This window comes from Micromonospora sp. CNB394, assembly GCF_000374985.1.
In the GTDB taxonomy this organism is placed as follows: Bacteria; Actinomycetota; Actinomycetes; order Mycobacteriales; family Micromonosporaceae; genus Micromonospora; species Micromonospora marina.
In genome coordinates this window covers 19,111-42,898 of sequence record NZ_KB895839.1, presented here as the reverse complement: position 1 = coordinate 42,898, position 23,788 = coordinate 19,111, and the positions used below count along the sequence as shown (strand labels likewise).

The 23,788-nt window shown below is 72.8% G+C and carries 27 protein-coding genes and 1 other RNA gene; 22 read left to right on the top strand and 6 right to left on the bottom strand.

Annotation, left to right across the window (positions count from 1 at the left end):
- Nucleotides 1–12: 12 nt before the first annotated feature.
- The gene (locus C569_RS0117440; RefSeq protein WP_018787065.1) at nt 13–270 is read right to left on the bottom strand and encodes a DUF3040 domain-containing protein; all 258 of its coding nucleotides are present in this window, start codon (nt 268–270) and stop codon (nt 13–15) included.
- A 444-nt stretch (nt 271–714) separates the two neighbouring features.
- Between C569_RS0117440 and C569_RS0117435 the strand changes: the two genes are divergently transcribed.
- Genes C569_RS0117435 through C569_RS0117415 form a run of 5 tightly spaced genes read left to right on the top strand, consistent with a single transcriptional unit; the run spans nt 715 to nt 6,985 of the window.
- Nucleotides 715–2,799, top strand: coding sequence for a DUF1800 domain-containing protein (locus C569_RS0117435; RefSeq protein WP_018787064.1), 2,085 nt, complete (start codon nt 715–717; stop codon nt 2,797–2,799).
- Between the two features lie 14 nt (nt 2,800–2,813).
- Entirely contained in the window at nt 2,814–4,187 is a 1,374-nt protein-coding gene (locus C569_RS0117430) for a DUF1501 domain-containing protein (protein ID WP_231394825.1), read from the top strand.
- The gene (locus C569_RS0117425) at nt 4,184–5,599 is read left to right on the top strand and encodes a ferric reductase-like transmembrane domain-containing protein (RefSeq protein WP_018787062.1); all 1,416 of its coding nucleotides are present in this window, start codon (nt 4,184–4,186) and stop codon (nt 5,597–5,599) included. The genes C569_RS0117430 and C569_RS0117425 overlap by 4 nt, the downstream gene beginning before the upstream one ends.
- A gap of 13 nt (nt 5,600–5,612) precedes the next feature.
- Nucleotides 5,613–6,215, top strand: a complete 603-nt coding sequence (locus C569_RS0117420) for an FMN-binding protein (protein ID WP_018787061.1) — start codon at nt 5,613–5,615, stop codon at nt 6,213–6,215.
- 38 nt (nt 6,216–6,253) lie between these two features.
- Nucleotides 6,254–6,985, top strand: a complete 732-nt coding sequence (locus tag C569_RS0117415; RefSeq protein ID WP_018787060.1) for an FAD:protein FMN transferase — start codon at nt 6,254–6,256, stop codon at nt 6,983–6,985.
- Nucleotides 6,986–7,288: 303 nt separating this feature from the next.
- Here C569_RS0117415 and C569_RS0117410 read toward each other — a convergent pair whose 3' ends face one another.
- Nucleotides 7,289–7,960: a bifunctional DNA primase/polymerase gene (locus C569_RS0117410; protein WP_018787059.1), complete on the bottom strand. Its 672-nt coding sequence runs from the start codon at nt 7,958–7,960 to the stop codon at nt 7,289–7,291.
- A 217-nt stretch (nt 7,961–8,177) separates the two neighbouring features.
- On the opposite strand from C569_RS0117410, the gene C569_RS0117405 reads away from it, so the two are divergent.
- From C569_RS0117405 to C569_RS34355, 9 genes are all read left to right on the top strand, one after another.
- On the top strand, nt 8,178–9,407 hold the full coding sequence (locus C569_RS0117405) for a helix-turn-helix domain-containing protein (protein WP_026268286.1): 1,230 nt from the start codon (nt 8,178–8,180) through the stop codon (nt 9,405–9,407).
- A complete protein-coding gene (locus C569_RS0117400) occupies nt 9,404–9,985 on the top strand; it encodes a flavoprotein (RefSeq protein ID WP_018787057.1) in 582 nt (193 codons plus the stop codon). The genes C569_RS0117405 and C569_RS0117400 overlap by 4 nt, the downstream gene beginning before the upstream one ends.
- Before the next feature lie 88 nt (nt 9,986–10,073).
- Nucleotides 10,074–10,931 (top strand): Nif3-like dinuclear metal center hexameric protein, encoded by an 858-nt coding sequence (locus C569_RS0117395; protein WP_026268285.1) that lies wholly within the window; start codon nt 10,074–10,076, stop codon nt 10,929–10,931.
- Nucleotides 10,921–11,658, top strand: a complete 738-nt coding sequence (locus C569_RS0117390) for a zinc ribbon domain-containing protein (protein WP_018787055.1) — start codon at nt 10,921–10,923, stop codon at nt 11,656–11,658. The genes C569_RS0117395 and C569_RS0117390 overlap by 11 nt, the downstream gene beginning before the upstream one ends.
- A gap of 5 nt (nt 11,659–11,663) precedes the next feature.
- On the top strand, nt 11,664–12,836 hold the full coding sequence (locus C569_RS0117385; RefSeq protein WP_018787054.1) for a bifunctional RNase H/acid phosphatase: 1,173 nt from the start codon (nt 11,664–11,666) through the stop codon (nt 12,834–12,836).
- A gap of 125 nt (nt 12,837–12,961) precedes the next feature.
- On the top strand, nt 12,962–13,204 hold the full coding sequence (locus C569_RS0117380) for a DUF3311 domain-containing protein (protein WP_018787053.1): 243 nt from the start codon (nt 12,962–12,964) through the stop codon (nt 13,202–13,204).
- Complete coding sequence (gene mctP, locus C569_RS0117375; RefSeq protein WP_018787052.1) at nt 13,204–14,859, top strand: monocarboxylate uptake permease MctP; 1,656 nt, start codon at nt 13,204–13,206, stop codon at nt 14,857–14,859. The genes C569_RS0117380 and mctP overlap by 1 nt, the downstream gene beginning before the upstream one ends.
- Before the next feature lie 289 nt (nt 14,860–15,148).
- Complete coding sequence (locus C569_RS34360; protein ID WP_018787051.1) at nt 15,149–15,538, top strand: MFS transporter; 390 nt, start codon at nt 15,149–15,151, stop codon at nt 15,536–15,538.
- Nucleotides 15,535–16,002 carry a hypothetical protein gene (locus tag C569_RS34355; protein WP_231394821.1) on the top strand — a complete coding sequence of 156 codons (468 nt, stop codon included), beginning with the start codon at nt 15,535–15,537 and terminating at the stop codon, nt 16,000–16,002. The genes C569_RS34360 and C569_RS34355 overlap by 4 nt, the downstream gene beginning before the upstream one ends.
- Here C569_RS34355 and C569_RS0117360 read toward each other — a convergent pair.
- Nucleotides 15,975–16,736, bottom strand: coding sequence for a sulfite exporter TauE/SafE family protein (locus C569_RS0117360; RefSeq protein ID WP_018787049.1), 762 nt, complete (start codon nt 16,734–16,736; stop codon nt 15,975–15,977). The genes C569_RS34355 and C569_RS0117360 overlap by 28 nt on opposite strands.
- A 173-nt stretch (nt 16,737–16,909) precedes the next feature.
- On the opposite strand from C569_RS0117360, the gene rnpB reads away from it, so the two are divergent.
- The 4 genes from rnpB (at nt 16,910) to C569_RS0117350 (ending at nt 19,239) form a co-directional block, all read left to right on the top strand.
- Nucleotides 16,910–17,318: RNase P RNA component class A (gene rnpB, locus C569_RS31765), an RNA gene on the top strand.
- 117 nt (nt 17,319–17,435) lie between these two features.
- Nucleotides 17,436–17,804, top strand: a complete 369-nt coding sequence (locus tag C569_RS0117355) for an immunity 51 family protein (protein ID WP_018787048.1) — start codon at nt 17,436–17,438, stop codon at nt 17,802–17,804.
- A gap of 196 nt (nt 17,805–18,000) precedes the next feature.
- Entirely contained in the window at nt 18,001–18,192 is a 192-nt protein-coding gene (locus C569_RS33235) for a hypothetical protein (RefSeq protein ID WP_369753653.1), read from the top strand.
- 90 nt (nt 18,193–18,282) lie between these two features.
- Nucleotides 18,283–19,239 carry a threonine/serine dehydratase gene (locus C569_RS0117350; protein ID WP_026268283.1) on the top strand — a complete coding sequence of 319 codons (957 nt, stop codon included), beginning with the start codon at nt 18,283–18,285 and terminating at the stop codon, nt 19,237–19,239.
- Nucleotides 19,240–19,412: 173 nt separating this feature from the next.
- Here the strand turns inward: C569_RS0117350 and C569_RS0117345 are convergent, their stop codons facing one another.
- From C569_RS0117345 to C569_RS0117335, 3 genes are all read right to left on the bottom strand, one after another.
- Nucleotides 19,413–19,898, bottom strand: coding sequence for a roadblock/LC7 domain-containing protein (locus C569_RS0117345; RefSeq protein WP_018787046.1), 486 nt, complete (start codon nt 19,896–19,898; stop codon nt 19,413–19,415).
- Nucleotides 19,895–20,266, bottom strand: coding sequence for a hypothetical protein (locus C569_RS0117340; RefSeq protein ID WP_018787045.1), 372 nt, complete (start codon nt 20,264–20,266; stop codon nt 19,895–19,897). Before C569_RS0117340 ends, C569_RS0117345 begins: the two co-directional genes overlap by 4 nt.
- 207 nt (nt 20,267–20,473) lie before the next feature.
- Nucleotides 20,474–21,541: a DNA glycosylase AlkZ-like family protein gene (locus C569_RS0117335; protein WP_018787044.1), complete on the bottom strand. Its 1,068-nt coding sequence runs from the start codon at nt 21,539–21,541 to the stop codon at nt 20,474–20,476.
- Between the two features lie 103 nt (nt 21,542–21,644).
- Here C569_RS0117335 and C569_RS34350 point away from each other — a divergent pair, with 103 nt between their 5' ends.
- The 4 genes from C569_RS34350 (at nt 21,645) to C569_RS0117315 (ending at nt 23,751) form a co-directional block, all read left to right on the top strand.
- Nucleotides 21,645–22,076, top strand: a complete 432-nt coding sequence (locus C569_RS34350) for a hypothetical protein (RefSeq protein WP_231394820.1) — start codon at nt 21,645–21,647, stop codon at nt 22,074–22,076.
- 28 nt (nt 22,077–22,104) lie between these two features.
- On the top strand, nt 22,105–22,407 hold the full coding sequence (locus C569_RS0117325) for a hypothetical protein (RefSeq protein WP_018787042.1): 303 nt from the start codon (nt 22,105–22,107) through the stop codon (nt 22,405–22,407).
- 349 nt (nt 22,408–22,756) lie between these two features.
- A complete protein-coding gene (locus C569_RS30480) occupies nt 22,757–22,960 on the top strand; it encodes a hypothetical protein (protein ID WP_018787041.1) in 204 nt (67 codons plus the stop codon).
- A 77-nt stretch (nt 22,961–23,037) separates the two neighbouring features.
- Nucleotides 23,038–23,751 carry a hypothetical protein gene (locus C569_RS0117315; protein ID WP_018787040.1) on the top strand — a complete coding sequence of 238 codons (714 nt, stop codon included), beginning with the start codon at nt 23,038–23,040 and terminating at the stop codon, nt 23,749–23,751.
- Nucleotides 23,752–23,788: the final 37 nt, after the last annotated feature.

The following is a 23,788-nucleotide window of genomic DNA, read 5'->3' as shown; positions in this document are numbered from 1 at the left end:
GGGGCCCTTCCTTCAGAGCAAGCGGCGGCGGAAGCGCCACATCACCGCGGCGTTGGCGACGAGCACCACCGCGCAGATCGCCCCGGCCAGCCGCCCGACGAGCACTGTCATCGCCGGCAGCGAGGCCCACAGCACTATCGTCAACAGCATCATGTACCGGCCCCGGCGGCCCTTGATCCGGCTGTCCAACCTGGCGAAGAAGCGTGGATCACTCTCCCGCAGATGACGGGTGATCTGTTCGAACCTGCGCTGATCCTCTTGGCTGAGCATGGCGGTGCCTTCCCCTCACGGCTTCAGCGGTTCGGCGGCATACCCGGATCGGAGGGCGGTCACGCGCCGCCGCTGCTGCTGTTTCGGGGGACCGGACAGGCGGAACGAGGTTCTCAGCGCAGGCTTATCCGTACCTTAAGTTTCGGTGAGGCGACGAATGCCCCCGGCGGCGTGGCCGGGGTGCGGAACCTCGCGTTCGGGCGGTGCGCGCCCGGGTCGGCCCTGCTCCGGAGGCCGCCGTGCCCCCGCCGCCGCGACGGGTCCGCCCCGGCGGGCCTGAGCACCGTCTTAAGTGCGCGTACGAGCGCCTCCGGCGTGCCTTGAGCTGCCGGGACCGCATGGCTAATTTCCGTAGGCAACTCTCCGGCAACCGTCGCCGCCCCTGCGACACCCGACCCCCCGGGTGGCAGGCGTGCCGGCGCTCGAAGAAAACGGGATAGGTACATGGCCGACCTGAACGTGCCACCGCGTCGCCCCCGGGACGACCGCGGCTGGGACGGATACCAGCACCCCCATCCGGACGGGTACCGCGACCCGCACGCCGCGCCGTACGCCGGTGCCCAGCCCGCCGCGGGGCCGCAGTGGGTCGGGCCGAACGGCTTCGCCCCCGCCGCGCCCGCCCCCGCCGGTTACCCCCAGCCCGGCGGCTACGCCCAGCCCGGCGGCTACCCCCAGGCCGGCGGGTACGCCCAGCCTGCCGGCGGGTACGGCCCGCCGCCCGGCGGTGGACTGCCCGACCTGGACGACGACGGCGACGAGGCCCCGAAGCGGGGCCGCCGCCGGGCGCTCGCCACCCTCGGCGGCGCCGTGGTGGTCGCCGGTGGCGCCGCCCTGGCGATGTCCCCGCAGGTGCGCGGCCTGTTCGGTGACGCGCCGGCCGGTGACGCCACCGGCACCGTGACCACCGACGGCAGCGCCGCCCGGCCCAGCGGCCAGCAGCCGAGCACGGTACGGACCTACACCGAGCAGAACGAGAGCTACATGGGCTCCCGGGCCGGTGAGGCGCTCAAGCGCAACGCGCCGTCCGGCGGCCAGCTCTACGGCAGCCCGGCCGAGGCCGCCGCGGCGACCAAGGTGACGGTGAAGACGGTCCTCGCCAAGGATCCGATCCGGCACCTGCTGAGCCGGACCACCTTCGGTCCGACGTCGGAGATGATGGCCGAGGTCAAGCGCGTCGGCATCGACGACTGGCTGCGCGAGCAGCTCCAGCCGGAGAAGATCACCCCGACCAGGGCCGAGCTGAAGCTGGCCGAGCTGCAGTCGCTCAAGCTCAGCCCGACGCAGCTGCGCGACCAGCGTGAGCAGCTCAAGGAAAAGCGCGTCGACCCGGCCCGGGAGACGGTGGACGCGACCATCGCCCGGCAGATCTGGTCCGACCGGCAGCTGTTCGAGGTGATGGTCGACTTCTGGAACGACTTCCTGCACGTCGCCGCCGACTTCGACGGCGGGGAGAACTACCGCAATGCGTTCGACCGGGACGTCATCCGCAAACACGCGCTCGGCAGCTACCCGGAGATGCTCGTCGCCGCGAACAAGCACCCGGCGCTGCTGCTCTACCTGAACCAGGTCGACTCCCGTAAGAACGCGGTCAACGAGAACCTGGCCCGGGAGAACCTGGAGCTGTACTCGGTCGGCGTCGACGGCGGCTACACCGAGAAGGACGTCCGCCAGGCCGCGCTGCTCCAGACCGGACGCGGTGTCGCCGACGGCAAGTACAAGTTCTTCGCCGAGCGGCACTACCTCGGCAAGGTGCAGATCCTCGGGTTCAGCCACGCCAACAACTCCGACGATCCGGTGGCCGCCGACAAGGTCATCGACTCGTACATCCGCTACATCGCGACGCACCCGTCGACCGCGCGGTACGTGGCACAGAACCTCGCCACCCGGTTCGTCTCCGACACCCCGCCGAAGTCCGTGGTGGACCGGCTCGCCAAGGCGTACACCACGAACAAGGGTCAGATCCGCCCGGTGCTGGCGACGCTGTTCAGCTCGTCGGAGTTCTGGGCCGCGGTCGGCCAGAAGGTACGCCGCCCGATGGAGTACCTGGTCGCCACGTACCGGGCGCTCGGCGTCTCGCCGGACGCGGCCCCCGGATTCTCCGGCGACCAGCGGCGCACCCCGTTCGCGCAGGGCCTGCGGCAGATCCAGGACAAGATGCGCGAACTCGGCCAGTACCCGATGGGCAAGCCCACCCCGGACGGCTACGCCGACGTCTACCTGGCCTGGACCTCGGCCGGCACCATGATCGACGGCTGGAACGAGGCGGGCGACCTGATCGCCGGCCGGCGCAAGCAGTTCACCTTCGTCAAGCCGGAGAAGCTAGTGGCGAAGCCGCCGTCCACCGCCGGGGCGTACGTGGACGCGCTGGCCCAGCGGCTGGTGCAGCAGAAGCTCAGCGCCAAGGAGAAGTCGCTCGTGCTAGCCGTGGCCGGCGTGGCCGAGAGCGCCAAGGTCGACGCCACCTTCAACGGGGCCATCGCCGCTGTCGCGCGGACGATCCTCGCGTCCCCCCAGCACCACCTCCGGTGAGGCATTCGATGGAGATGACCGTGAACCCGTACCCCCTGCACCCCGAATGCCCCGACCTGCGGCGGCTCGCGGACAACCCGGCCGAGGCGCTGCTGCGCGCCGAGGCGGACATCGTCGCGGCCGAGAACGCGGCCGAGGCCGACCGGTACCGCCGGCTGGAGGAGATCGAGGAGGCGCAGCAGGACGGCCGGGGCGTCACCCGGCGTACCTTCGTCGCCGGTGCCGCCGCGACCGCCACCGCGCTGGCGACCGCCCAGTTCGTCACCACCTCGGCGTCGTTCGCCGCGACCAAGACCGGCACGCTGATCCACGTCTTCCTCTACGGCGGCCTGGACGGGCTGAGCCTGGTCGCACCGGCGAACGACCCGGTGCTCGCCAAGGCCCGCCCCGAACTGCTGCTCGGTGAGGACTCGCTGGCGCTGGCCCGCGGCTTCAAGCTCACCAGCGCGTTCGCGCCGCTGGACAAGTGGCTCAAGGCCGGGCAGCTCGGCTTCGTGCCGGCCGTGTCCGACCCGCGGCTGTCCCGCAGCCACTTCCAGGCCGCCGACGCCTGCAACCTGGGCGGCCTGCCCGGTGAGACCGGTGGCCGGGGCTGGCTGGACAGTCTGGTCGACTCGCTCGGCAAGGGCACCGCGTTCCGCAGCGTCGGCATCGGCAGCACGCTGCCCCGCTCGCTGGTCGGCGTGAACGGCGCGATCTCCCTCAACAGCGTCGGCGACCTGCGGCTCAACGGCGACGACAAGTACCGGGCGGCCACCGAGAAGGCCATCCGCGGCCTGTTCACCGGCATCAACCACCCGGTCGAGGAGGCGGTGCAGGAGGGCATGGGCGCGCTGGCCACCGCGCAGAAGCTCGCCGCCAAGCCGTACGCCGCCGCCGAAGGCGTCGAGTACCAGGGCGTCGGGAACGCGTTCAAGCAGCTCGCCCAGCTCATCAAGGGCGGCGCGAACGTGCGGGTCGCCACCGTCGGCATGGGCGGTTACGACACCCACGAGAACCAGGGCACCCGCGAGGGTGGCCAGCTCTGGCGGCGGCTCAACGAGCTGGCGAACGCCATGGCCGCGTTCTTCACCGACCTGGGCGACCGGGCGGCCGACGTGACCATCATGGTGTCCAGCGAGTTCGGCCGGCGGGTCGGCTCGAACGGTGGCGGCACCGACCACGGGCACGGCGGCGTGGTCACCGTGCTGTCCGGCCGCAAGCTCGCCGGTTCGCTGCTCGGCACCTGGAACGGACTGGACAAGCTGGACAGCGGCGACGTGCCGGAATACAACAACATGTTCAACGTCTACGGGTCCGTCGCGCAGGGCCGATTCGGCCTGACCGCCGCTGAGGTGGACAAGGTCTTCCCCCGGCAGAAGTTCACCCCGGTCAAGATCTACGCGTGACGTACCAGGACACCCGCGCCGCCGGCCGCCGTACCGGGCACTTCGCCCCGTACGGCGGCCATCCGGCTGCCCCCGTACCCACGGGTCGTCCGCGCCGCGGCCCCGGCGGCCGGCGTGCGCTGGCGGTGGCCTTCTGGCTGGGCCTGGTCGCCGCGGTCGTGCCGTGGTGGCTGGACACCCCGGCCGGATCGCTCGCCGACACCGCCGACCTGCTCACCGCCGGTGGCCGGATCACCGGGCTGATCGCCGGCTACCTGCTGCTGGTGCAGGTGCTGATGATGAGCCGGCTGGGCGTGCTGGAACGCGCGCTGGGCGGCGAGCGGATCTCCCGGCTGCACCGGGATCTCGGCGCGACGCTGCTGGTGGCGGTGCTCGCGCACATGTCGCTGGTGGTGGTCGGCTACTCCCGTCAGGAACGCAGGACGGTGCTCGGCGAGGTCGGCGCGCTGCTGACCGACTACGAGGACATGGTCTCCGCGTTCGCCGCCGCGGGCATCCTGGTCGCTGTCGCGTTCACCGCGGTACGCGCCGTGCGGCGCCGCCTGCCGTACGAGCTGTGGCGGCTGCTGCACGCCGCGAGCTACCTCACGCTGCTGCTCGGCTACGCGCACCAGTTCAGCAACGGCGCGCAGCTCTACGAGTCCGGCCCGGTGCGTACCGGCTGGATCGCCGCGTACCTGCTGGTCGTGGCCGCGCTGGTGTGGGGCCGGGTGCTCGCGCCGCTGGTGTTCAACCTGCGGCACCGGTTGCGCGTCGCCGACGTGGTGGCGGAGAGCCCGGACACCGTCTCGGTCTACCTGACCGGGCAGCGGCTCAACCAGATCGACCTGCTCGGCGGGCAGTTCTTCCGCTGGCGGTTCCTCAACCCCGGCTGCTGGTGGCAGTCGCACCCGTTCTCCGTCTCCGCCGCCGCCAACGACCGCTGGCTGCGGATCACCGTCAAGGTCGTCGGCGGGTACACCGCCGAACTGCGCGACCTCACGCCCGGCACCCGGGTCTGGGCGCAGGGCCCCTCGGGCACGTTCACCGCCGCGCACCGCACCCGGGAACGGGCGCTGCTCATCGCCGGGGGCAGCGGCATCGCGCCGCTGCGGGCGATGCTCGAGGAACTGCCGCCCGGCGCGGCGCTGATCTACCGCGCGCGTACCCCGGCCGACGTGCTGCTGCACCAGGAGCTGGACTGGCTCGCGCAGGCCCGGCAGACGTCCGTCTGGTACGTCGTCGGCCGCCGCGACGACCCCGGCCCCCGCCAGGTGATGAACCCCGAGGGCCTGCGCCGCCTGGTGCCCGACCTGACCCGCCGCGACGTCTATCTGTGCGGTCCCGGCGGCCTGGTCGACGAGGCGGTCGCCGCGCTGCGGGCGGCAGGCGTGCCCCGCCGCCAGATCCACCTGACCGCGTTCGAGCTGTAGAAAGGCGTAAACGATGCGTCGCGCGCTGCTCGCGATCACCGGCCTGGCCGCCGGCACCACCGCACTGGTGGTGCTCAAGGGCGCGCCGGGTGTCGGTTCGTCCGCCCAGGACGTGCCGACCGCGCTCGCCCCGGTCGCCCCGGGCGGTTCGGCCGCGCCCGAGCCGCCGTCGCCCACCGGCTCCGCGCCCGCCGGCGTCACCCCGTCGCCGCGGACTTCGGCGAAACCCACGCCGAAGCCGTCCGCCGAGCGCAGCGCGGCCAGCCGGGGCGGCACCCGCACCAGCACCAGCACCGCGCCCGCCGCGCCCCGGACCACCACCAGCGCGCCGAAGGTCGCCACCCGCACGGTGACCGGGCCGTCGGTCAGCTACGAGTACGGCTCGCTCCAGGTCCGGATCACGCTCAGTGGCAGCCGGATCGTCGACGCCACGGGGATCGGTCTGCCGCTGGGCGGGCAGTCCGGGCAGCGCAGCGACGACGTGCAGGCCCGCTACAGCGGCACCTCCGGCGAGGTGGTGGCCCAGCAGAGCGCGAACCTGAGCACCGTGTCCGGGGCCACCTACACCAGCACCGCGTACCAGCAGGCGTTGCAGGCCGCGCTGGACAAGGCGTGACGGCTGTTCGTCCGGGCCTGCGCCGGGTCGAACACATCATGGGTACGGCGATCAGCCTCGACCTGGCCGACGACCTGCCCTTGGACACCCTGCACGATCTGGCCGGGGAGACGTTCGGCTGGCTGCGCGAGGTGGACGCGCGGTTCAGCACGTACCGCGACGACAGCGAGGTGTGCCGGGTCGACCGGGGCGAGTTGCGGGCCGCCGACGCCTCCGCCGACCTGCGGGAGGTGCTCGCGGCCTGCGCCGACCTGTGGACCGCCACCGACGGGTTCTTCGACGCGTACGCGACCGGGCGGCTCGATCCGTCCGGCTACGTGAAGGGCTGGGCGGCGCAGGTCGCCTCGGACCGGCTGGTGGCCGCGGGTGCGCCGAACCACTGCGTGAACGCGGGCGGCGACGTGCGGGTACGCGGCCACGACGCGACAGGTGAACCGTGGCGGATCGGGGTGCGTCATCCGTGGGAGGCGGCGGCGACCTGTCTGGTGCTGACCGGCACCGACCTGGCGGTCGCCACCTCGGGCGTGTACGAGCGCGGCCACCACGTGCTGGACCCGCGGCGGGGCGTACCGGCGACCGGCCTGCGCTCGGTGACAGTGGTGGGTCCGGACCTGGGTGTGGCCGACGCGTACGCGACAGCGGCGGTCGCCATGGGCGAACCGGGCCTGGCCTGGCTGGACCGCCTACCGTCCCCCTGGCAGCACGCCGTGGTGACGGAGGATTCCCACCTGCACCACTCCCGCACCCTCCCCACCCTCCCGCCTTCCTGACCCGCCCCCTCGCCCCGTCGAGGTCAGCGGAGGGGGCGGTGGAGGATGGCGGGGCGGGAGCCCGTCGGGCGGGGGCGGCCGGGCCGTACGCCCAGGGGGCGGGTGAAGGCCCACGGGTGCAGGCGGCGGCGGGGCCGCGCCGGCTCGGTACCGCCGGTGTGGCGGGCAGCGTCGTCCCTGGACATGGTCAAACCCCCGCTCTGGCGCACGCGCGCCCTCGCCAGGTTCAACGAGTCCGGTGCCGGGGAGGTCGCTGTCCGCCACCCGTCCGGGTCACCGGACCGGCCATGGCCAGGAGGATCGTCAGCGGCCCCGGCGGGGCAGCGGGAGGTGGCCGGGGAACAGGTCGGCGCCGAGCGTCACCCCGGCCGCCCGTAACGCGGCGATCAGCGCGTTCTGCACCAGGTAGGAGTCGGGTAGCTGCCAGCGCGCCTGCTCCGGGGCGACCACCCAGCGCACCGTCCCCTCGGGCAGTCGGGTCGGTGGAGCGGGAATCCACGAGCCGGGTCCGTGGCGTACCACGTGGAAGCAGTGCTCCAGCTCGGGCCGCAGCGGGTCGCCGGGCCGGACCAGGAACATCCAGCGGCCGGTCGGGGTGACCAGCGCCGGTCCGCGTACGCCGAAACCGGCGGGATGGGTGGCGACCGCGTCCAGGACCTGCCGGCCCAGGTGGGTGGCGACCTCCAGGACGTCGAAGGCGCGGCCGGTGGGCAGCAGGATGCCGTGCGGGCGGCTGCGCCACCAGGTGGCCACGCGGGCCGGGTCGGCGCTGGCGCCGTGTTCCCAGTCCTCCAGGGCGGGGTGGCAGCCCACCGTCGGGCAGCCGGCCCGGCCGCAGACGAACCGGCTGTTGGCTAGGCAGGCGCCGGGAGTGACCGGCCAGCCGTGCAGCGCGTACCGCACCGCGACGCGGCGCAGCCGGACCCGTTCCAGCGGCGACAGGTGAGCGACGCGCGGCCGGACGTTCCTCCACATGTCTGCCGTCCCCTCTGGTCCCGCCGAACCGTCCACAAGCCACATGTCGAAAGCCGTCACTGCCGTCACCCACGCTCGTTGAGGTGACTAACGGTCGGTGCAACTTGCACGAAAACTACGAGAACTGGCTGGACGGTGGACGCACAACCTGTGCGATCGGCGCGAGCCTGAGGGACGTGGGGGGAACGGCCGGGGCCGTGAGGGGGAGGGAGCAGGAATGGACGAACTGCCCATAGGCCGGCGGGTGGCGTACTGGCGGAGTCGCCGCAAGATGTCCCAGCAGGTCTTCGCCGACCGGCTCGGCAAGTCCAAGAGCTGGGTGGACAAGGTGGAGCGCGGCGTCCGCCGGCTGGACAAGTTCTCCGTGCTCTACGAGATCGCCGACATTCTCCAGATCGACGTGCAGTTGCTGCACGGCAAGGATCCGGAGCGGCGTACCGACGCGCTCAACTGCATCGACCAGGTCGAGGTGGAGGAGATCCGCACCGCCCTGGAGCGGTACGACTCGATGAGCGCCTACTTCGACGCGGCGCCCTACCCCCCGCCGCTGGCCGACATGCGCAAGGCCGTCAACCACGCCTGGCTGACCTACCAGTACGGCCGCTACGGCATGCTCACCCGCGCGTTGCCCAAGCTGCTGCGCGACGCCCAGGCGGCGGACGCTGGCTACGCCGGTGACGACCAGGTACGCGAGGCCGCCCACCTGCTCGGGCAGGTCTACCAGATCGCCTCCTCGGTGCTGCGCAAGCTCGGCGAGTGCGACCTCGCCTGGCTCGCCGCCGACCGGTCGATGGCGGTGGCCCAGCGGGCCGACGATCCGCTGCTGGCCGGCATCGCCACCACGAGGGTCTGCAACGCGCTCGTCGCGATGGGCCGCCCCCGCCCGGCGCTGGAGCTCAACGTCCGCATCGCGGGCCGGCTCGCGCCCGGCGGCGACAACGACGTCGGGCCGGAACGGATCTCCGTGTACGGCATGCTGCTGCTCCAGGGCGCGATGGCGGCCGCCCGGATCGGCGACTCGGCGACCGTGGACGACCTGCTCACCGGTGCCGAAGAGGCGGCCAGGCTGCTCGGCGGCGACCACAACCACTACTGGACCTCCTTCGGCCCGACCAACCTGGAACTGCACCGCGCGGCGGCGGCGGTCGAGCTGGGCGACGGCGGCCGGGCGGTGGAGACCCACCTGCGGCTGGCCGAGCCCGCGTTCAACGCGCTGCTGCCGGAGCGGCGCGCACACCACCTGCTCGACCTGGCCCGGGGCTACTCCCAGATCGGTGACGTCGCCAACGCCGGGGACATGCTGCTGCGCGGCGACCGGCTCGCGCCGTCGGAGATCCGGTGCCGGCCGATAGCGCACGAACTGATGTCCGAGATTCTCCGTCGCACACGTGGTGCGCCGCCTCCGCCGATCGCGGAGTTGGCTGAACACATGGGAGTCGGAGTATGAGCGGTCCGGAGACCGCCAACGGGCACCGGCGGGTGCTCTACGTCATCGCCTGCGGTTCGCCGCTGGCCCGTCACGTCGGCCGGCTGGTCGACCTCGCCCAGCGGGAGGGCTGGACGGTCTGCGTGGTCACCACGCCGGACGGCGCGAAGTTCGTCGACCGGACGGAGCTGGCCCGGCAGACCGGCCATCCGGTCCGTACGCACTACAAGAACCCGGGTGACCCGGACGTGCTGCCCCCGGCCGACGCGATTCTGGTGTGCCCGGCCACCGTCAACACGATCAACAAGTGGGCGGTCGGCATCACCGACACACTGGCGCTGGGCCTGCTGGTCGAGGCGCAGGGGATGGGGGTGCCGATCGCCGCCGTCCCGTACACGAACGAGGCGATGGCCGCGCACCCGGCGTTCCGGGCCGGCCTCGACCGGCTCTCGCAGTGGGGCGTCCGGGTGGTCTTCGGCGACCACGTCGTACGCCTGCACCCGCCCGGCACGGGGGAGCGGCACGCGGACGCCTTCCCCTGGGACGCCGGCCTGGCCGCCCTGCGCGGCGCGGACCGCCCGGTCGCTCCGGTCGGCTGAGGCGCGAGCGTGGCTCCCGGCGCGCCCGGGAGCCACGCTCGGCGGCGCTCGGCGTGTACCGGCCCGGACGCCGGTAAGCTGGCCGCCCGTGAGCACAACAGTCGCCGGCGTCGTGGCCGCGCTGGACCGCCGTTATCCGCCCGCCTGGGCCGAGGAGTGGGACCGGGTCGGCCTGGTGCTGGGCGAGCCCGACCGCCCGGTGCGCCGGGTCGCCTGCGTGGTGGACGTGGTCCCGGAGACCGTGGACGAGTCGCTCGACGCCGGCGCGGACATGATCGTCGCGCACCATCCGCTGCTGCTGCGCGGCGTCTCGTCGGTGGCCGCCACCACGTACAAGGGCCGGATCGTGCACCGGTTGATCAAGGCGGACGTCGCGCTGCACGTGGCGCACACCAACGCCGACGTGGCCGACCCGGGAGTGTCCGACGCGCTCGCCGCCCGGTTCGGGCTGACCGGGCTGCGCCCGCTGCACCCGCCCCGCCCCGGCTCGCCCGCGGCCGGGCCCGGCCGGGGCATCGGCCGCATCGGTGAGCTGCCCACCCCGATGACGCTCGCCGAGCTGACCCGGCTGGCCGCCGCCGTGCTCCCGGTCACCGCCTGGGGAGTTCGCGCCGCCGGGGATCCCGGGCGTATGGTTCGTACCCTCGCCGTCAGCGGCGGCTCGGGGGACGGCTTCCTCACCGAGGCGACCGCGGCCGGGGTGGACGCGTTCCTCACCGCGGACCTGCGTCACCACCCGGCCGGGGAACACCTCGCCGCCGGTGGCCCGGCGCTGCTGGACGCCGCCCACTGGGCGACGGAGCGACCCTGGCTGGACGACCTGGCCGCCTACCTGGCCGCCGAGCTGGACGTCGAGACCGTGGTGTCCGACCTGGACACCGACCCGTGGACCGTGCACGCCGCCGCGCCCCGGCCGGACGACAAGGAGCCCCGACGTGAAGGCTGACCCGAAGGTGCAGCGCCGCCTGCTCGACCTCCAGGCGATCGACACCACGCTGGCCCAGCTCGCGCACCGCCGCCGTACCCTGCCGGAGCGCGCCGAGCTGGAGGCCCTGGCGCGTGAGCTGTCCGCGCTGGAGGACGAGCGGGTCCGCGCCCAGGTGGCAGTCGACGACCTGGACCGGGACATCGCCCGGATCGAGAAGGACGTCGACCAGGTGCGGGCGCGCAAGAGCAAGGACGAGGCGCGGCTGGCCTCGGGCAGCGGCCCGGCCCGGGAGCTGGAGGCGATCCAGCACGAGCTGGTCTCGTTGAACCGCCGGCAGAGCGACCTGGAGGACGCCGAGCTGGAGCTGATGGAGCAGCGGGAGACCGCGCAGGGTGTGCTCGACGGCGTGGAGAGCCGGATCGCGGCGGCCCGCGAGCGCCGCGCCGCGACCGAGCAGCGCCGCGACGAGACCCTGGCGGAGATCGCCAAGGAGGAGGATTTCAAGCGCTCCGCCCGCCAGCCGCTCGCCGGTGACCTCCCGTCGGACCTGGTCGGCCTCTACGACAAGATCCGCGAGGACACCGGCCTGGGTGCCGCGCTGCTGACCGGTGGCCGCTGCGGCGGCTGCCGGCTGGAGCTGTCGGGTGCCGATCTGGCCCGCATCCGCAAGACCGACCCGGAGGACGTGGTCCGCTGCGAGGACTGCCGGCGGATCATGGTCCGGACCAACGAGTCGGGACTGTAGCCGCCGTGGCGGTGCGCGCGGTCGTGATCGAGGCCGACGGCGGTTCCCGGGGCAACCCCGGCCCGGCCGGCTACGGCGCGGTGGTCCGGGATCCGGAGTCCGGTGAGGTGCTGGCCGAGCGGTCCGAGTCGATCGGTACGGCGACGAACAACGTCGCCGAGTATCGGGGCCTCATCGCCGGGCTGGAGGCCGCCGCCGAGCTGGGCGCGGCCGAGGTCGAGGCGCGGATGGACTCCAAGCTGGTGGTCGAGCAGATGTGCGGCCGCTGGCAGATCAAACACCCCGGGCTGCGCCCGCTCGCGGCCCAGGCCGCCGGGCTGGTCAGCCGGTTCGCCGCCGTACGGTTCACCTGGGTGCCCCGCGACCGCAACCGGCACGCCGACGCCCTGGCCAACGCGGCCATGGACGCCGCCGCATCCGGCGCCGCACCGGCCGAGGTCGTACCGCGTGGCGTCGCCGCGCCGGAGCCGGGCGTACGGGAGGCGGCGGTCGTGCGGGCCACCGGCACCGACCCGGCCACCACGCCGGCCTCCTGGGAGCCGCGCCCGACCGAGGAGGCCACCCGGCTGATCCTGGTGCGGCACGGCGAGACCGAGCGCACCGTGCAGAAGCGTTACTCCGGCCGGGGCGACGTGCCGCTCACCGAGCGCGGCCGGGCCCAGGCCCGGGCCACCGCCGCCCGGGTGGCCGCGCTGGCGCCGTCCGTCGCGGCAGTGGTCAGTTCCCCGCTGTCGCGGTGCACGGCCACCGCCGAGGCGGTCGCCGCGCAGGTCGGCAACCCGCCGGTACGCACCGACGACGACCTGATCGAGTGCGACTTCGGGGTCTGGGAGGGACACACGTTCGCCGAGGTACGCGAGGGCTGGGCGGCCGAGCTGGACGCCTGGCTCGCCTCCACCCGGGTGGCCCCGCCGCGGGGCGAGTCGTTCGTGACGGTCGCCGAGCGGACCGGGCGGGCGGTCGACCGGCTACGGTCGGCGTACCCGGGGGAGACGGTCGTGGTGGTCTCCCACGTCTCGCCGATCAAGCTGGTGCTGCGCGACGCGCTCGCCGCCGGAGACGCGTTCCTGCACCGGCTCTACCTGGACACGGCGGGCATCTCGGTGCTGGACCTGTACCCGGACGGCGGCGTCGCGGTCCGCTCGGTGAACGACACCTCGCACCTCACGGACGTCTGACGGCCGTTCGGCGCATGCCGGCGGCCGTTCGGCGCATCGACATCACCTGATCAGACGTGACCCCCGTCACAGGGTCGTAGCCTCCGGCCGTCAATGGCCCGCTACGAATGCCCGGAGGGTGTCACATGTCCGCACCGGAACCGGAGGCGCTCGACACGGCGCGATCCAGGGCGAAGGACAAGAGTCCCTGGAACTGGTTGCTCTTCATCCCGATCGTGGTGCCGCTGATCCCGGCACTGTTCAACGCCGACTCGCCCCGCCTGTTCGGGTTCCCCCGCTTCTACTGGCTGCAACTGGTCTGGATCCTGCTGGGCGTCGGCACCACCACGCTGGTCTACCAGATGACCAAGAAGCGGGGTGACCACTGATGTGGCGGGACCACCTCACCGAGATCATCGTCTTCACGCTGCTGTTCCTGCTGGTCAGCGCCATGGGCTTCGTGGCGGCCCGGTGGCGCAGGCCGACGGACATGGCCCACCTGGACGAGTGGGGGCTGGGCGGGCGCAGCTTCGGCGGCTGGATCACCTGGTTCCTGGTCGGCGGTGACCTCTACACCGCGTACACGTTCGTGGCGGTCCCGGCGCTGATCTTCGGGGCCGGCGCGGCGGGCTTCTTCGCCGTGCCGTACACGATCGTCATCTACCCGCTGGTGTTCCTGGTGCTGTGCCGGCTCTGGTCGGTCTCGCACCGGCACGGGTTCGTCACCCCGGCCGACTTCGTCCGCAACCGGTTCGGCTCGCCGATCCTGGCGCTGCTGGTCGCCATCACCGGAATCGTCGCCACCATGCCGTACATCGCGTTGCAGCTGGTCGGCATCGAGGCGGTGCTGAAGACCATGGGCGTCACCGGGGACACCGCGCTGGCCCGGCACCTGCCGATCATCATCGCGTTCGCGATCCTGGCCGCGTACACGTACCAGTCCGGCCTGCGCGCCCCGGCGCTCATCGCGTTCGTCAAGGACTCGCTGATCTACGTCGTGATCCTGGTCGCGGTGATCTGGCTGCCGTACAAGCTCGGCGGCTGGGGCGCCATCTTCGACGCGGCCGACGCGAAGTTCCAGGCGTCACCCGCGCCCGGCGACGGCATCCTGCTCAACCAGAACAACCAGATCCAGTACGTGACGCTTGCGTTCGGCTCGGCGCTGGCGTTGTTCCTCTACCCGCACAGCATCACCGGTGTGCTGGCCAGCCGGAACCGCGACGTGATCAAGCGGAACATGTCCGCGCTGCCCGCGTACAGCCTGCTGCTGGGGCTGATCGCGCTGCTCGGCTACATGGCCATCGCGGCCAACGTGAAGCCGTTGCCCGGCGCGAAGGAGGGCACGACCGACGGCAACACGGTGGTGCCGCTGCTGTTCGACCAGCAGTTCCCGGACTGGTTCGCCGGGGTGGCGTACGCCGCCATCGGCATCGGCGCGCTGGTGCCCGCGGCGATCATGTCGATCGCGGCGGCGAACCTGTTCACCCGCAACATCTACAAGGAGTACCTGAAGCGGGACGCCACCCCGGCGCAGGAGGCGAACGTCTCGAAGATCACCTCGCTGGTGGTGAAGGTCGGCGCGGTGGCCTGCATCGTCTTCCTCGACCCGCAGTTCTCCATCGACCTTCAGCTCATCGGCGGCGTGATCATCCTCCAGACGCTGCCGGCGGTGGCGCTGGGCCTCTACACCCGCTGGTTCCACCGGGGGGCGCTGATCGCCGGCTGGGCGGCCGGCATGGGCCTGGGCATGTGGATGCTCTACCAGATCGGCAACCCGGCGACCGGGAAGAAGCACTTCGCCGGATCGGCGTTCCCGCTGGACAAGTTCGGTCTCGACACGCCGAAGACCATCTACGTCGGCATCGTGGCGGTGCTGGTGAACCTGGTGGTGGCCGCGCTGCTCACGCTGGTGCTGCGCGCGGCGAAGGTGGCCGACGGCCCGGACGGAACCACGCCGGACGACTACTTCGCCGACGAGGGCGACCCGCGCGTGACGCCCGGCGCCAACCGTGACGCCGCCTCCGCGCACGAACCGGTCGCGTGAAGGAGGGGCCCCCTATTAACGCCTCGTGCATTGAAGGGGGCCCTTCCTAACAACCACCTCAGCGACGGCGGTTGCGCGCGTCGAGCGCCTCGTTGAGGCGGTGCAACATCTCCGCGAGCGTCCCCGGTCCGCCTCGGGCCAGGCGGCGAGGATGTCGCCGTACAACCGGGTGCGGGCCGCCCGGACGGCGGCCATCCGCTGGAGCCCGCTCTCTTCACCACGTACATCGCGGTCACGGCCGTCGGCATGATCCCGGCGACGCTCGCCAGCGAGCGGTTCGGCTCCAACGGTGCTCGTCAGCGGCGTCTCCGTCGTCGGCCTGGCCGCCATCGGAGCCTCGTTCAGCAGCGACATCGTGCAGCTTTCCGTGCTGCGCGGCGTCTGGGGCCTGGGCAACGCGATGTTCTTCGCCACCGCCATGGTGATGCTGGTCAACCTGGCCAACGACAGGGCACGGGTGGTCGGCCTGTCCGAGACCGCCCTCGGGCTCGGCTTCGCCGTCGGCCCGCTGATCGGCGGCCTGCTCGGCGAGGTGAGCTGGCGACTGCCGTTCTTCGTCTGCGGCGTGTTCATGGTGCTGGCGCTCGGCGTCGCCGCCCGCAAGCTGCGCGAACCGGCGAACAGGCAACAGCCGGTACGCCTCGGCCAGTCCCCACCTACCGCAGGCCCGCGTTCGTGACGCTGTGCGTGGTCACCGCCGCGTACAACCTCGTCTTCTTCGTCGTGCTCGGCTACCCGCCGCTGTTCCTGCGACTCGACGTCATCCCGCTGGGCCTGGCGTTCACCGGCTGGGCCCTCGGCCTGGCCGCCGGCATCCTGCTCATCGGGCACCGGCTCACCCACCGCATCGGCGCGGTGCAGACACTCGGCGTCGCACTGCTCGGCCTGCTGATCTGCATGGTCCGGTTCGCCACGTCCACCGGCGCCGCTATGTCGCTCGGCTCCGCCGACCGGCGTGCCGCCGCCGGGGCGTTCCTACCTCGCGTTCGGTCACCTCATGGCGGCCGGCTACCGCGAACGGGTCATCTGGAATTGGGGCGCTCGCCGGGCCGAGCACGCACCGGGGGAGCCGGTGGGGGAGGCGTACACCCGGTTCCGGCCCGGGCCCGCTGGTGTCAGGTCAACGCGCGCCACAGCAGGTAGAAGCCGATGGCGGTGCCGAACGCCACGATCACCGTCTTCCACACCACCTGCGGGAGCCGGCGGGCCAGCCGCGCGCCCGCGTACCCCCCGAACAGGGTGGCCGGCGCGACCACCGCGACGGCCGCCCAGTTCACCGGGCCGAACAGGGCGAACACCACGAGCGTGGTCAAGCCCACCACCGCCGAGAGCAGGTTCTTCACCGCCGACACCCGGGCCAGCGTCGCGTCCAGCACCAGCGCCAGCCCGGCCACCAGCATCACCCCGAGCGCCGCGCCGAAGTAGCCGCCGTACACGGTGCCGACCGCGACCATGGCCTGCGCCGTGACGGTACGGCGGCGCGCGCCCAACCGTTGCGGATGACCGACCAGCCGGCGCAGCGGACCCTGGAACGCGAGCACCGACGTCGCGCCCAGCACGAGGAACGGCACCACCAGCTCGAACGCCCGCGCCGGGGTCGCCAGCAGCAGCACGCATCCGGCGATCGTGCCGACGACGGCGGTGGGCAGCAGCGACCACAGCTCCCGCCCGCGCGGCAGGTCCACCCGGCTGCCCGCCACGCTCGCCACGTACCCGGGGAAGACCGACACCGAGTTGGAGACGTTTGCCGCCACCGGCGGCAGTCCGGTGGCGATCAGCGCCGGAAACGTGATCAGCGAGCCACCACCGGCCACCGCGTTGACAGTGCCCGCGGCGAGACCGGCGGCGATCAGGAGCGCGGCGTCGGAGAGATCCATGATCTCCCGAGGCTAGTCGGTCGGGCGGCGAGTGCGCATCGCGCCAGTTCGGGGAAGCGGCTGTATCGAGGGCCGGTTCATGCCGCCACCTCCCCGAAGTGGCAGGCGCGCACTGGCGAGCCGGGGTGGAAATGGGCGCGGCGGGTGCGTCGTTAGGATGAAAGCGCGACGGACGAGTCGACCGGGCGGTCGCGTCGACGGGCTCCGGCCCGTCGCCGAGGAACGTCCGGACTCCACAGGGCAGGGTGGTTGCTAACGGCAACCCGGGGTGACCCGCGGGACAGTGCCACAGAAAACAGACCGCCGGCCCTTAACGGGACGGTAAGGGTGAAACGGTGGGGTAAGAGCCCACCAGCACCCCGGGTGACCGGGGTGGCTCGGTAAACCCCACCCGGAGCAAGGCCAAGAAAGGGCCGTCACCGCAAGATGACGACCCGCGCAGACGCTTGAGGGCTGCCCGCCCGATGTCTGCGGGTAGGCCGCTGGAGCCTGCCGGCGACGGCAGGCCGAGATGGATGGCCGCCGCCGGTGCGCCTGCGGGCGTGCCGGTCACAGAATCCGGCGTACAGGTCGACTCGTCCGTCGCCCACCAGCGCAGAGCGGATCCTCCCCGCTTACCGGAACCCACAGCGCCGGGGCAGCCGAACCCCCGTCGGCCTGCGCGCCCTGCTCGCGAACGGGTGGCTTGCGGATCTTGCCATGACCACCGCGCACTGGCAGGCTTCGAAGATGACCTTGCTCAGGCTGAACGAGACCACTCCCGGGCAGTATTCGCTGCTGCTGGATGCCGGGACTGCTCCAGTTGACAGTGTGATCGGGGAGCTTGGTCACGAGCCCAACGGCTACTTCTGGGCAGGTGTCGCGGAAGTTCTTGTCAGCACCGAATCTCCGGCGCTCGAAGGTCGTTTCGCCTACGACCCTGAGGCCGGCATGTTCTGCGCCTACGGCACCGATCGAGGCGCGCTACAGGAACTCGAGGCCTTGATGAACACGGTCGCCACCGACGGGGAACGCATGCGGCGGCTGGTCACTGACGCCGAAGCGCGCGGGTTCGAGTTCGACGACTGACACGCGAAGGTGGCCGGTCCCGGTTCGCGGAAGCCCGGCTGTGACTCCGGAGTGGCCGCCGTGTTCGCCGGGGTGCCCGGCCGGTGGCGGCGCTGGCATCGTTACCCGTCACCGTTCGGGGAGGAGCGGCGATGACAGACGAGCCGGTCGAGGTGGCGTCGCCCCTGCGCGAGTGCATCATCTTCTGCGAGGTCGAGTGCGTTCGCCCGAGCTGCGGGATCGACGCCGCCCGCCCGGCCGAGGGGACGCGGGACGAGGAACTGGCCCGGCTGACCGGGCCGGTTGCGGCAGTGGTGGCCGACCGGCGGACGGCACCGGCTGGGTGGTGCTCGCCGACCCGGAGGGCATCCTCCGCAGCGACGCCGAGGTGGCCGCCACCCGATCGTGACAGGACCAGCCACTCCAGCGTTCTTGGAGTTGTGGCGCCGCGCCGCGGGGACGGCGCGGGCTGTGAGGGCCGGTGTGGCACGCTGCGGTGGTGATCGAGCTTGCGGACATCCAGGCGGCCGCCGACCGGATCGCCGACGTCGTGGTGCACACCCCGACCGTGCCCAGCCCGGGACTGACCGAGCTGCTCGGCGTACCGGTCACCGCCAAGCTGGAGCTGCTGCAACGTACCGGATCGTTCAAGGCCCGGGGCGCGGCGGCGAAGCTTCTCGCGCTCGACGACGCCGAGCGGGCGGCCGGGGTGGTGGCGGTCAGCGGCGGTAACCACGGCATCGCCGTCGCGGTCATGGCCGGTGCCCTCGGGGTGACGGCGACTGTGGTCATGCCCTGCACGGCACCGGCGCGCGCGGTCGAGGTGGCCCGTGCGGCGGGCGCGGACGTGCGCCTCACCGAGGACATGGCCGGCGCGTTCGCCCTGATGAACCGGCTGCGGGACGAGGGCGTGACGCTACTGCACCCGTTCGACGACCCGATCGTGCTCGCCGGGCAGGGCACTGTCGGGCTGGAGTTCGCCGACGACGCCGGTGAGCTGACCGACGTGCTGGTCAGCATCGGCGGGGGCGCCCTGATCTCGGGTGTGGCGGCGGCGCTGCGGGCGCGACGGCCGGGGGTACGGATCTGGGGCGTGGAGACCGAGGGCGCGCAGGCGATGTCGCAGGCGATCGCGAAGGGCGGTCCGGTCGAGGTGCCGCTGTCGTCGATCGTGACCACGCTCAGCGCGCCGAGCGTCTCGCAGCTCACCTACGACCATGTGACCGCGCTGGTGAGCGACGTTCTCGTGGTCTCCGACGCCGAGGCGGTGCGGGGCACCGTCGAGTTGGCCGAGCACGCCAAGGTGTGGGCCGAGCCGGCCGCCGGGTGCCTGCTGCCTGCCGCCCGCCGGGTGGTCGAGCGGATGGGCGGCGACGCCCGGCTGGGCCTGGTGGTCTGCGGCGGCAACGCCACGGTGGCCGACGTGACCGCGTGGGCCGGCCGCTTCGGCGTCTGACCCACCGCACCCACCGCTGCGCGGCGCGACCGCACCACCGCTGCGCGGCGCGACCGCGCCGACCGGGCCGCCGCGGCAGGGCGCCCCACCGCCGCGCCACGACAACCACAGGACCCGGAGGTACGCCGGCCGCCCGCGGCCCGGACGGGTGGGACCGAGACGACCGGCGTACGTCAGGACGTGGCCGGGCTGACGCCGTCGAGCAGTTCGGCGAGCCGGGCCGCTGTGGTCGGGGCGTGCAGGTGCAGCCGCGCCACGTTGATGCTGTCCGTGCCGATCACGGCGAGCAGCGCGTGCCCGTTGATCGCGTACACGCTGAGGTAGCCGCCGGCGTTACGTACCGTGGACTGCTGGAAGTCGCCCTGCCCGAGCCGGAGCCCGACCTGACGGCCGAGCCCGTACATGGTGGCGGCGAGCGCGGCCAGGTCGTCCGGGTCGGCACCGTTCTGCAGGTTGTGCGTGACGAGCAGGCCGTCGACGCCGCCGAGGACGCAGCCGTGCACGCCGGGGATCTGCAACCGCAGCGTGGAGAGTTCCTGGCCGATGGCCGGGTACGGCAACGCCGGGTTGCCGGCCAGCGACTGAGGGAGCGCCTGTGGCGGCGGCAGGGTGCCGGGCTGGGGTCGCGCACGGCGGGGAAGGTCGTCCACCCGGCTCACAGTTCCAGGCTCTCCTCGATCGCGCGTAGCTGGTGTCTGGCCATCGCGAGGTTGGCCCGGCTCTTGCTCACCATCAGGTAGAGGAACAGGCCCTTGCCGGTGCGGTTGCTCAGCGGGCGGATCAGGTGGTACTGGCTGCCGAGCGTGATCAGGATGTCCTCGATCTCGTCGTCGAGCCTGAGCATCTCGATGGTGCGCAGCTTGGCGCGTACGACGTCGGTGTTGCCGGCGGCGGCGACGGTCAGGTCGATCTCGCCGGTGCCCCCGGCGACGCCGAGGGTCATGCCACTGGTGTAGTCGACGAGCGCGGCCCCGATCGCGCCGTCGATGTCCATCGCGTTCTTCAGCGCGATGTCAAGGTTGCCCACGATTTTTCTCTCCCCAGCTCGGGCCGCTGTCCACCGGAGCGGGTGGGCAGCGGGTTCGGTCCGTCGAGGTTCGCATACGGAGTCGGGGCCCGCACCCGGGCCGCTGGTGATCCACCTGAGCGGTCCCCACGGGACCGGCCACCGGTCCCCGCAAGGGAACGCGCCGTCCGATGGCCGATTCCCGGCTGGGCTGCTACGACGCCGTCCTCAGCGGGCCGGGAGGCGCAGATCGCGCAGGCCCGACCAGGACGCGAGCGCGGCCATCTCGGCGTGCACGGCGGCGGTCAGCTCCGGGGTGAAGGGCACGTCCGGGTGGATCGCGTCGACCCGCAGCACCGACGCCCTGCGGTCGGCGGTCGCGTCGACCTTGCCCACCAGCCGATCGTGGTGCAGCACCGGCAGGGCGAAGTAGCCCCAGCGCCGCTGCGTCTTCGGCACGTACATCTCCAGCCGGTAGTCGAAGTCGAACAGCTCCTTGGCGCGGACCCGGTCGTGCACGAGCCGGTCGAAGGGGGAGAGCAGTGCGGTGCGGCCGGTGAACGGCGCGTCGTCCAGCGCGGCCGGGGCGACCCGCCAGACGCCGGACGTGCCCTCGATCCGCGCCGGCTCGCCCGCGTCGCCGACCACGGCCGCCCGGGCGACGCCGAGCGAACCCAGCCGCCGTTCGGCGCGTCGCCGCGCGGCCTCCTCGGCGGAGACCGGGGCGGTGGCCGGGTAGACCCGTTCGGCCAGGTCCCAGGTACGTTGGCGGCCGACCCGCCCGGCGACGGCGACCTCGCCCCGGGCGGCGAGGAACTCCAGCATCTGGGTGACGTTGCGGTTGTTCGTCCAGCCACTGGACGGCCACGGCACCACGCTGCGGTCCTCGATGTCCCGGCTGAGCCGGGGGCCGGCGTCGCGCAGCACGTCCAGCACGTAGCGGCGGAAGCTGTCGTTGGCGGCCAGCCAGTCCCGCCGTCGGGCGTCGGGGGGCCAGGCGGCCATCTCGGCGAGGTGCAGGGACAGGTCGGCCATCGGCCTGATCATGGCCCGGTGCTCGAAGAGGCTGCGCTCGTGTTCGAGTGCGCGGACCAGGTCGTTCGGGTGGTAGCCGGCGCCCAGGCGGGTCCAGGCCACCAGGTCGGCGTTGGGTGCGACCGCGGCGGTCGGGTCGATCTGCAGGAACGTCAACCGGTCCACAGTCGACAACAGGTCGGCCGGCCGGTGGGCGTCGAGCAGTTGAGCGCGGACGGCGATCCGGCGGGCGGTGGCGCGGTCGAGCAGGTGCGGGGTCACAGCCGCGAGGCTAGTCCGTCGGCCCGCCGAGGGCTTCGACTGGAAGGAAGCCGACCCGGCCGTCCCCGGTCACCCGGCCCGCCGCTACTACCGCCTGACCGGCGTGGGCATCCGGTCGGCCCGGCTGGCACTGGCCGAGCTGCGTGCCGACCTGGCCCGGGAGTGGACCGCCGAGCTGGCTCGCACCAGCCGTCGCTGGAGGATGGTCCGGTACGCTGCGAGCCTGGCCGTCCGCCGGGCGGCCACGCCACCCGAGCATCCGGTGCCGCAGGCCGGTCGGCGGGTGGGTGGCGAACAGCGCGAGGTGTCCTCCCGGACGGTGAGCTGGCGTTCCAGCGACAGCCGCTCGGCCGCCGCGTCCAGCGCGCGTCCCGTCTCCACCCGCCAGGTGTCCGGCCCGTGGCCGCCGCGTACCGCGTTGCGCACCGCGGTGGCCACCGACTCGGTCCGCAGGAACGTGTCCAGCAGCCGGGTCGCGCCCGCCGTGCCGCCGGCGCGGGCAGCCATCTCGTCGGCCAGGTACTCGGCCCGCTAACCGCCGTCGCCACCTCCCGGACCAGGGCGTGCAGCTCCGGCGCCTCCCGTTCGGTGAGCACGTCCAGGTCCCGGTCGAGCCGGCCGAAACGCGGCCGCAGCGCCACCGCGAGCGCGAGGAGCGCCACGCCGCCGACCACCGCGAGGTTCGGGAAGGGGTACGCGAACAGCAGCCACACCCCGGCCACGGCGAGTCCCGCAACGCCGAGCAGGAGCAGCACCGAGATGCCGGCGACCAGAATGCGCCGGCGAACCCCGGCCCGGCCGGCTCCAGCGACCGGCCGAGCAGGGCGGTGTACTGCCGGCGGGTGAGCCGCGCGGCGAGCCGGTAGGTCCGCCGGTCGACCCGGGACCAGCCGAACTCCGGCGGCTGGCGGCGCGCGTCGTAGGTGTCGAGGTTCCAGTCGCAGCCGGCGCACCAGGGCAACGCCCCGTCCAGCGACACCGGCGTCGCGCCGCATCGCGGACAGGCCCCCGTGCCCGTCGTCGTGGTGATCACGAGCGTCGGTCCTGGCTGCTTCCCGCCCGAGCCGGTAGCGGCCGTTCGGACGAGGGCGGGCGTGGCCGGGTCTTCAGCCGTTCCCCGCCACAACCGCCGTGACCAGGTCTAATGTGGAGAAGGATGTGGCTATTTGTGCCGTTCCGGTGGCGGCCAGGCGGTTCCCGGTGCACAGTGATCGCATGAGCGACGACGGAAGTGGTGGGCACTACTACTGGTGCACGCGACACCACCGGGTCGAGACCGATGCCGACGTGTGCCCCGCACGGCACGTTCTCGGACCGTACGCCTCAGCCGCCGACGCGGACAACGCCCTGCAGACGGTGCGGGAGCGCAACGACGCGTGGGACGCCGAGGACGCCCGTTGGGCCGGGGAGGGCCGCTAGACGGCGCGGGAGGGCCCGCGTCGAGGTGATCCGTGCTCCGCGAGGGCGAGAGCACGTCCCCAGGAAAGGGAACCGAGATGGCCGAAGCACAGCAGGCCACCCGCCCGGCCGCGAAACGGACGACCGCGAAGAGAAGCGCCGCGGGCAGGACGACCACGGTCACCAAGGCGTCGCCGAACGCCTCGGGCGCCGGCGCCGGACGGACCCCGGCGAAGAAGGCGGCGGCGAAGAAGGCGGCCGCCAGGAAGGTCGTGTCGGCGGCCCGTAAGGCGCCGGCCACCAAGACCACAACCAGCCGGACGGCGGCGGAGAAGACCACGGGCCGTACGGCGCCGGCCGGCCGGGCCACCGCCAAGAGCGCGCCGGCCAAGAAGACCACGGCGAAGAAGACGACCGCGAAGAAGACCACGGCGGCCAAGAAGACGGCGGCGGCGAAGAAGACCACGACGGCCCGGAAGACCACGACGGCCCGGACCACCGCGACCGCGAAGAAGGCGCCGGCCCGCAAGACGACGGCGGCGAAGAAGACGACGGCGGCGGCGGCGAAGACCACGGGCGCGCGGAAGGTCACCGCGGCGGCGAAGAAGGCGCCGGCGAAGAAGACCACCGCCTCGACGCGTCCCACGGCGCGCAAGGCGGCGGCGAAGAAGGCACCCGCGCGCAAGACCACCACCGCGCGCAAGAGCACGACGGCGGCGAAGAAGACCACCGCCGCGAAGAAGGCGCCGGCCCGCAAGAGCACGACCGCGAAGACCACCACCGCACGTAAGGCGCCGGTCCGCCGCGCCTGACGCCGCTCCCTCCCGGGAAGCGGAACGTGCGGGGCGC

Bases quoted from the DNA above. Each gene is read 5' to 3' on its own strand.
- C569_RS0117420 (WP_018787061.1), top strand. From the start codon at position 5,613: ATGCGTCGCGCGCTGCTCGCGATCACCGGCCTGGCCGCCGGCACCACC.
- C569_RS0117380 (WP_018787053.1), top strand. From the start codon at position 12,962: ATGTCCGCACCGGAACCGGAGGCGCTCGACACGGCGCGATCCAGGGCG.
- C569_RS0117405 (WP_026268286.1), top strand. From the start codon at position 8,178: ATGGACGAACTGCCCATAGGCCGGCGGGTGGCGTACTGGCGGAGTCGC.
- C569_RS0117315 (WP_018787040.1), top strand. From the start codon at position 23,038: ATGGCCGAAGCACAGCAGGCCACCCGCCCGGCCGCGAAACGGACGACC.
- C569_RS0117435 (WP_018787064.1), top strand. From the start codon at position 715: ATGGCCGACCTGAACGTGCCACCGCGTCGCCCCCGGGACGACCGCGGC.
- mctP (WP_018787052.1), top strand. From the start codon at position 13,204: ATGTGGCGGGACCACCTCACCGAGATCATCGTCTTCACGCTGCTGTTC.
- C569_RS0117410 (WP_018787059.1), bottom strand. From the start codon at position 7,960: ATGTGGAGGAACGTCCGGCCGCGCGTCGCTCACCTGTCGCCGCTGGAA.
- C569_RS0117430 (WP_231394825.1), top strand. From the start codon at position 2,814: ATGACCGTGAACCCGTACCCCCTGCACCCCGAATGCCCCGACCTGCGG.
- C569_RS0117355 (WP_018787048.1), top strand. From the start codon at position 17,436: ATGACCACCGCGCACTGGCAGGCTTCGAAGATGACCTTGCTCAGGCTG.
- C569_RS30480 (WP_018787041.1), top strand. From the start codon at position 22,757: ATGAGCGACGACGGAAGTGGTGGGCACTACTACTGGTGCACGCGACAC.
- C569_RS0117415 (WP_018787060.1), top strand. From the start codon at position 6,254: ATGGGTACGGCGATCAGCCTCGACCTGGCCGACGACCTGCCCTTGGAC.
- C569_RS0117400 (WP_018787057.1), top strand. From the start codon at position 9,404: ATGAGCGGTCCGGAGACCGCCAACGGGCACCGGCGGGTGCTCTACGTC.
- C569_RS0117440 (WP_018787065.1), bottom strand. From the start codon at position 270: ATGCTCAGCCAAGAGGATCAGCGCAGGTTCGAACAGATCACCCGTCAT.
- C569_RS0117360 (WP_018787049.1), bottom strand. From the start codon at position 16,736: ATGGATCTCTCCGACGCCGCGCTCCTGATCGCCGCCGGTCTCGCCGCG.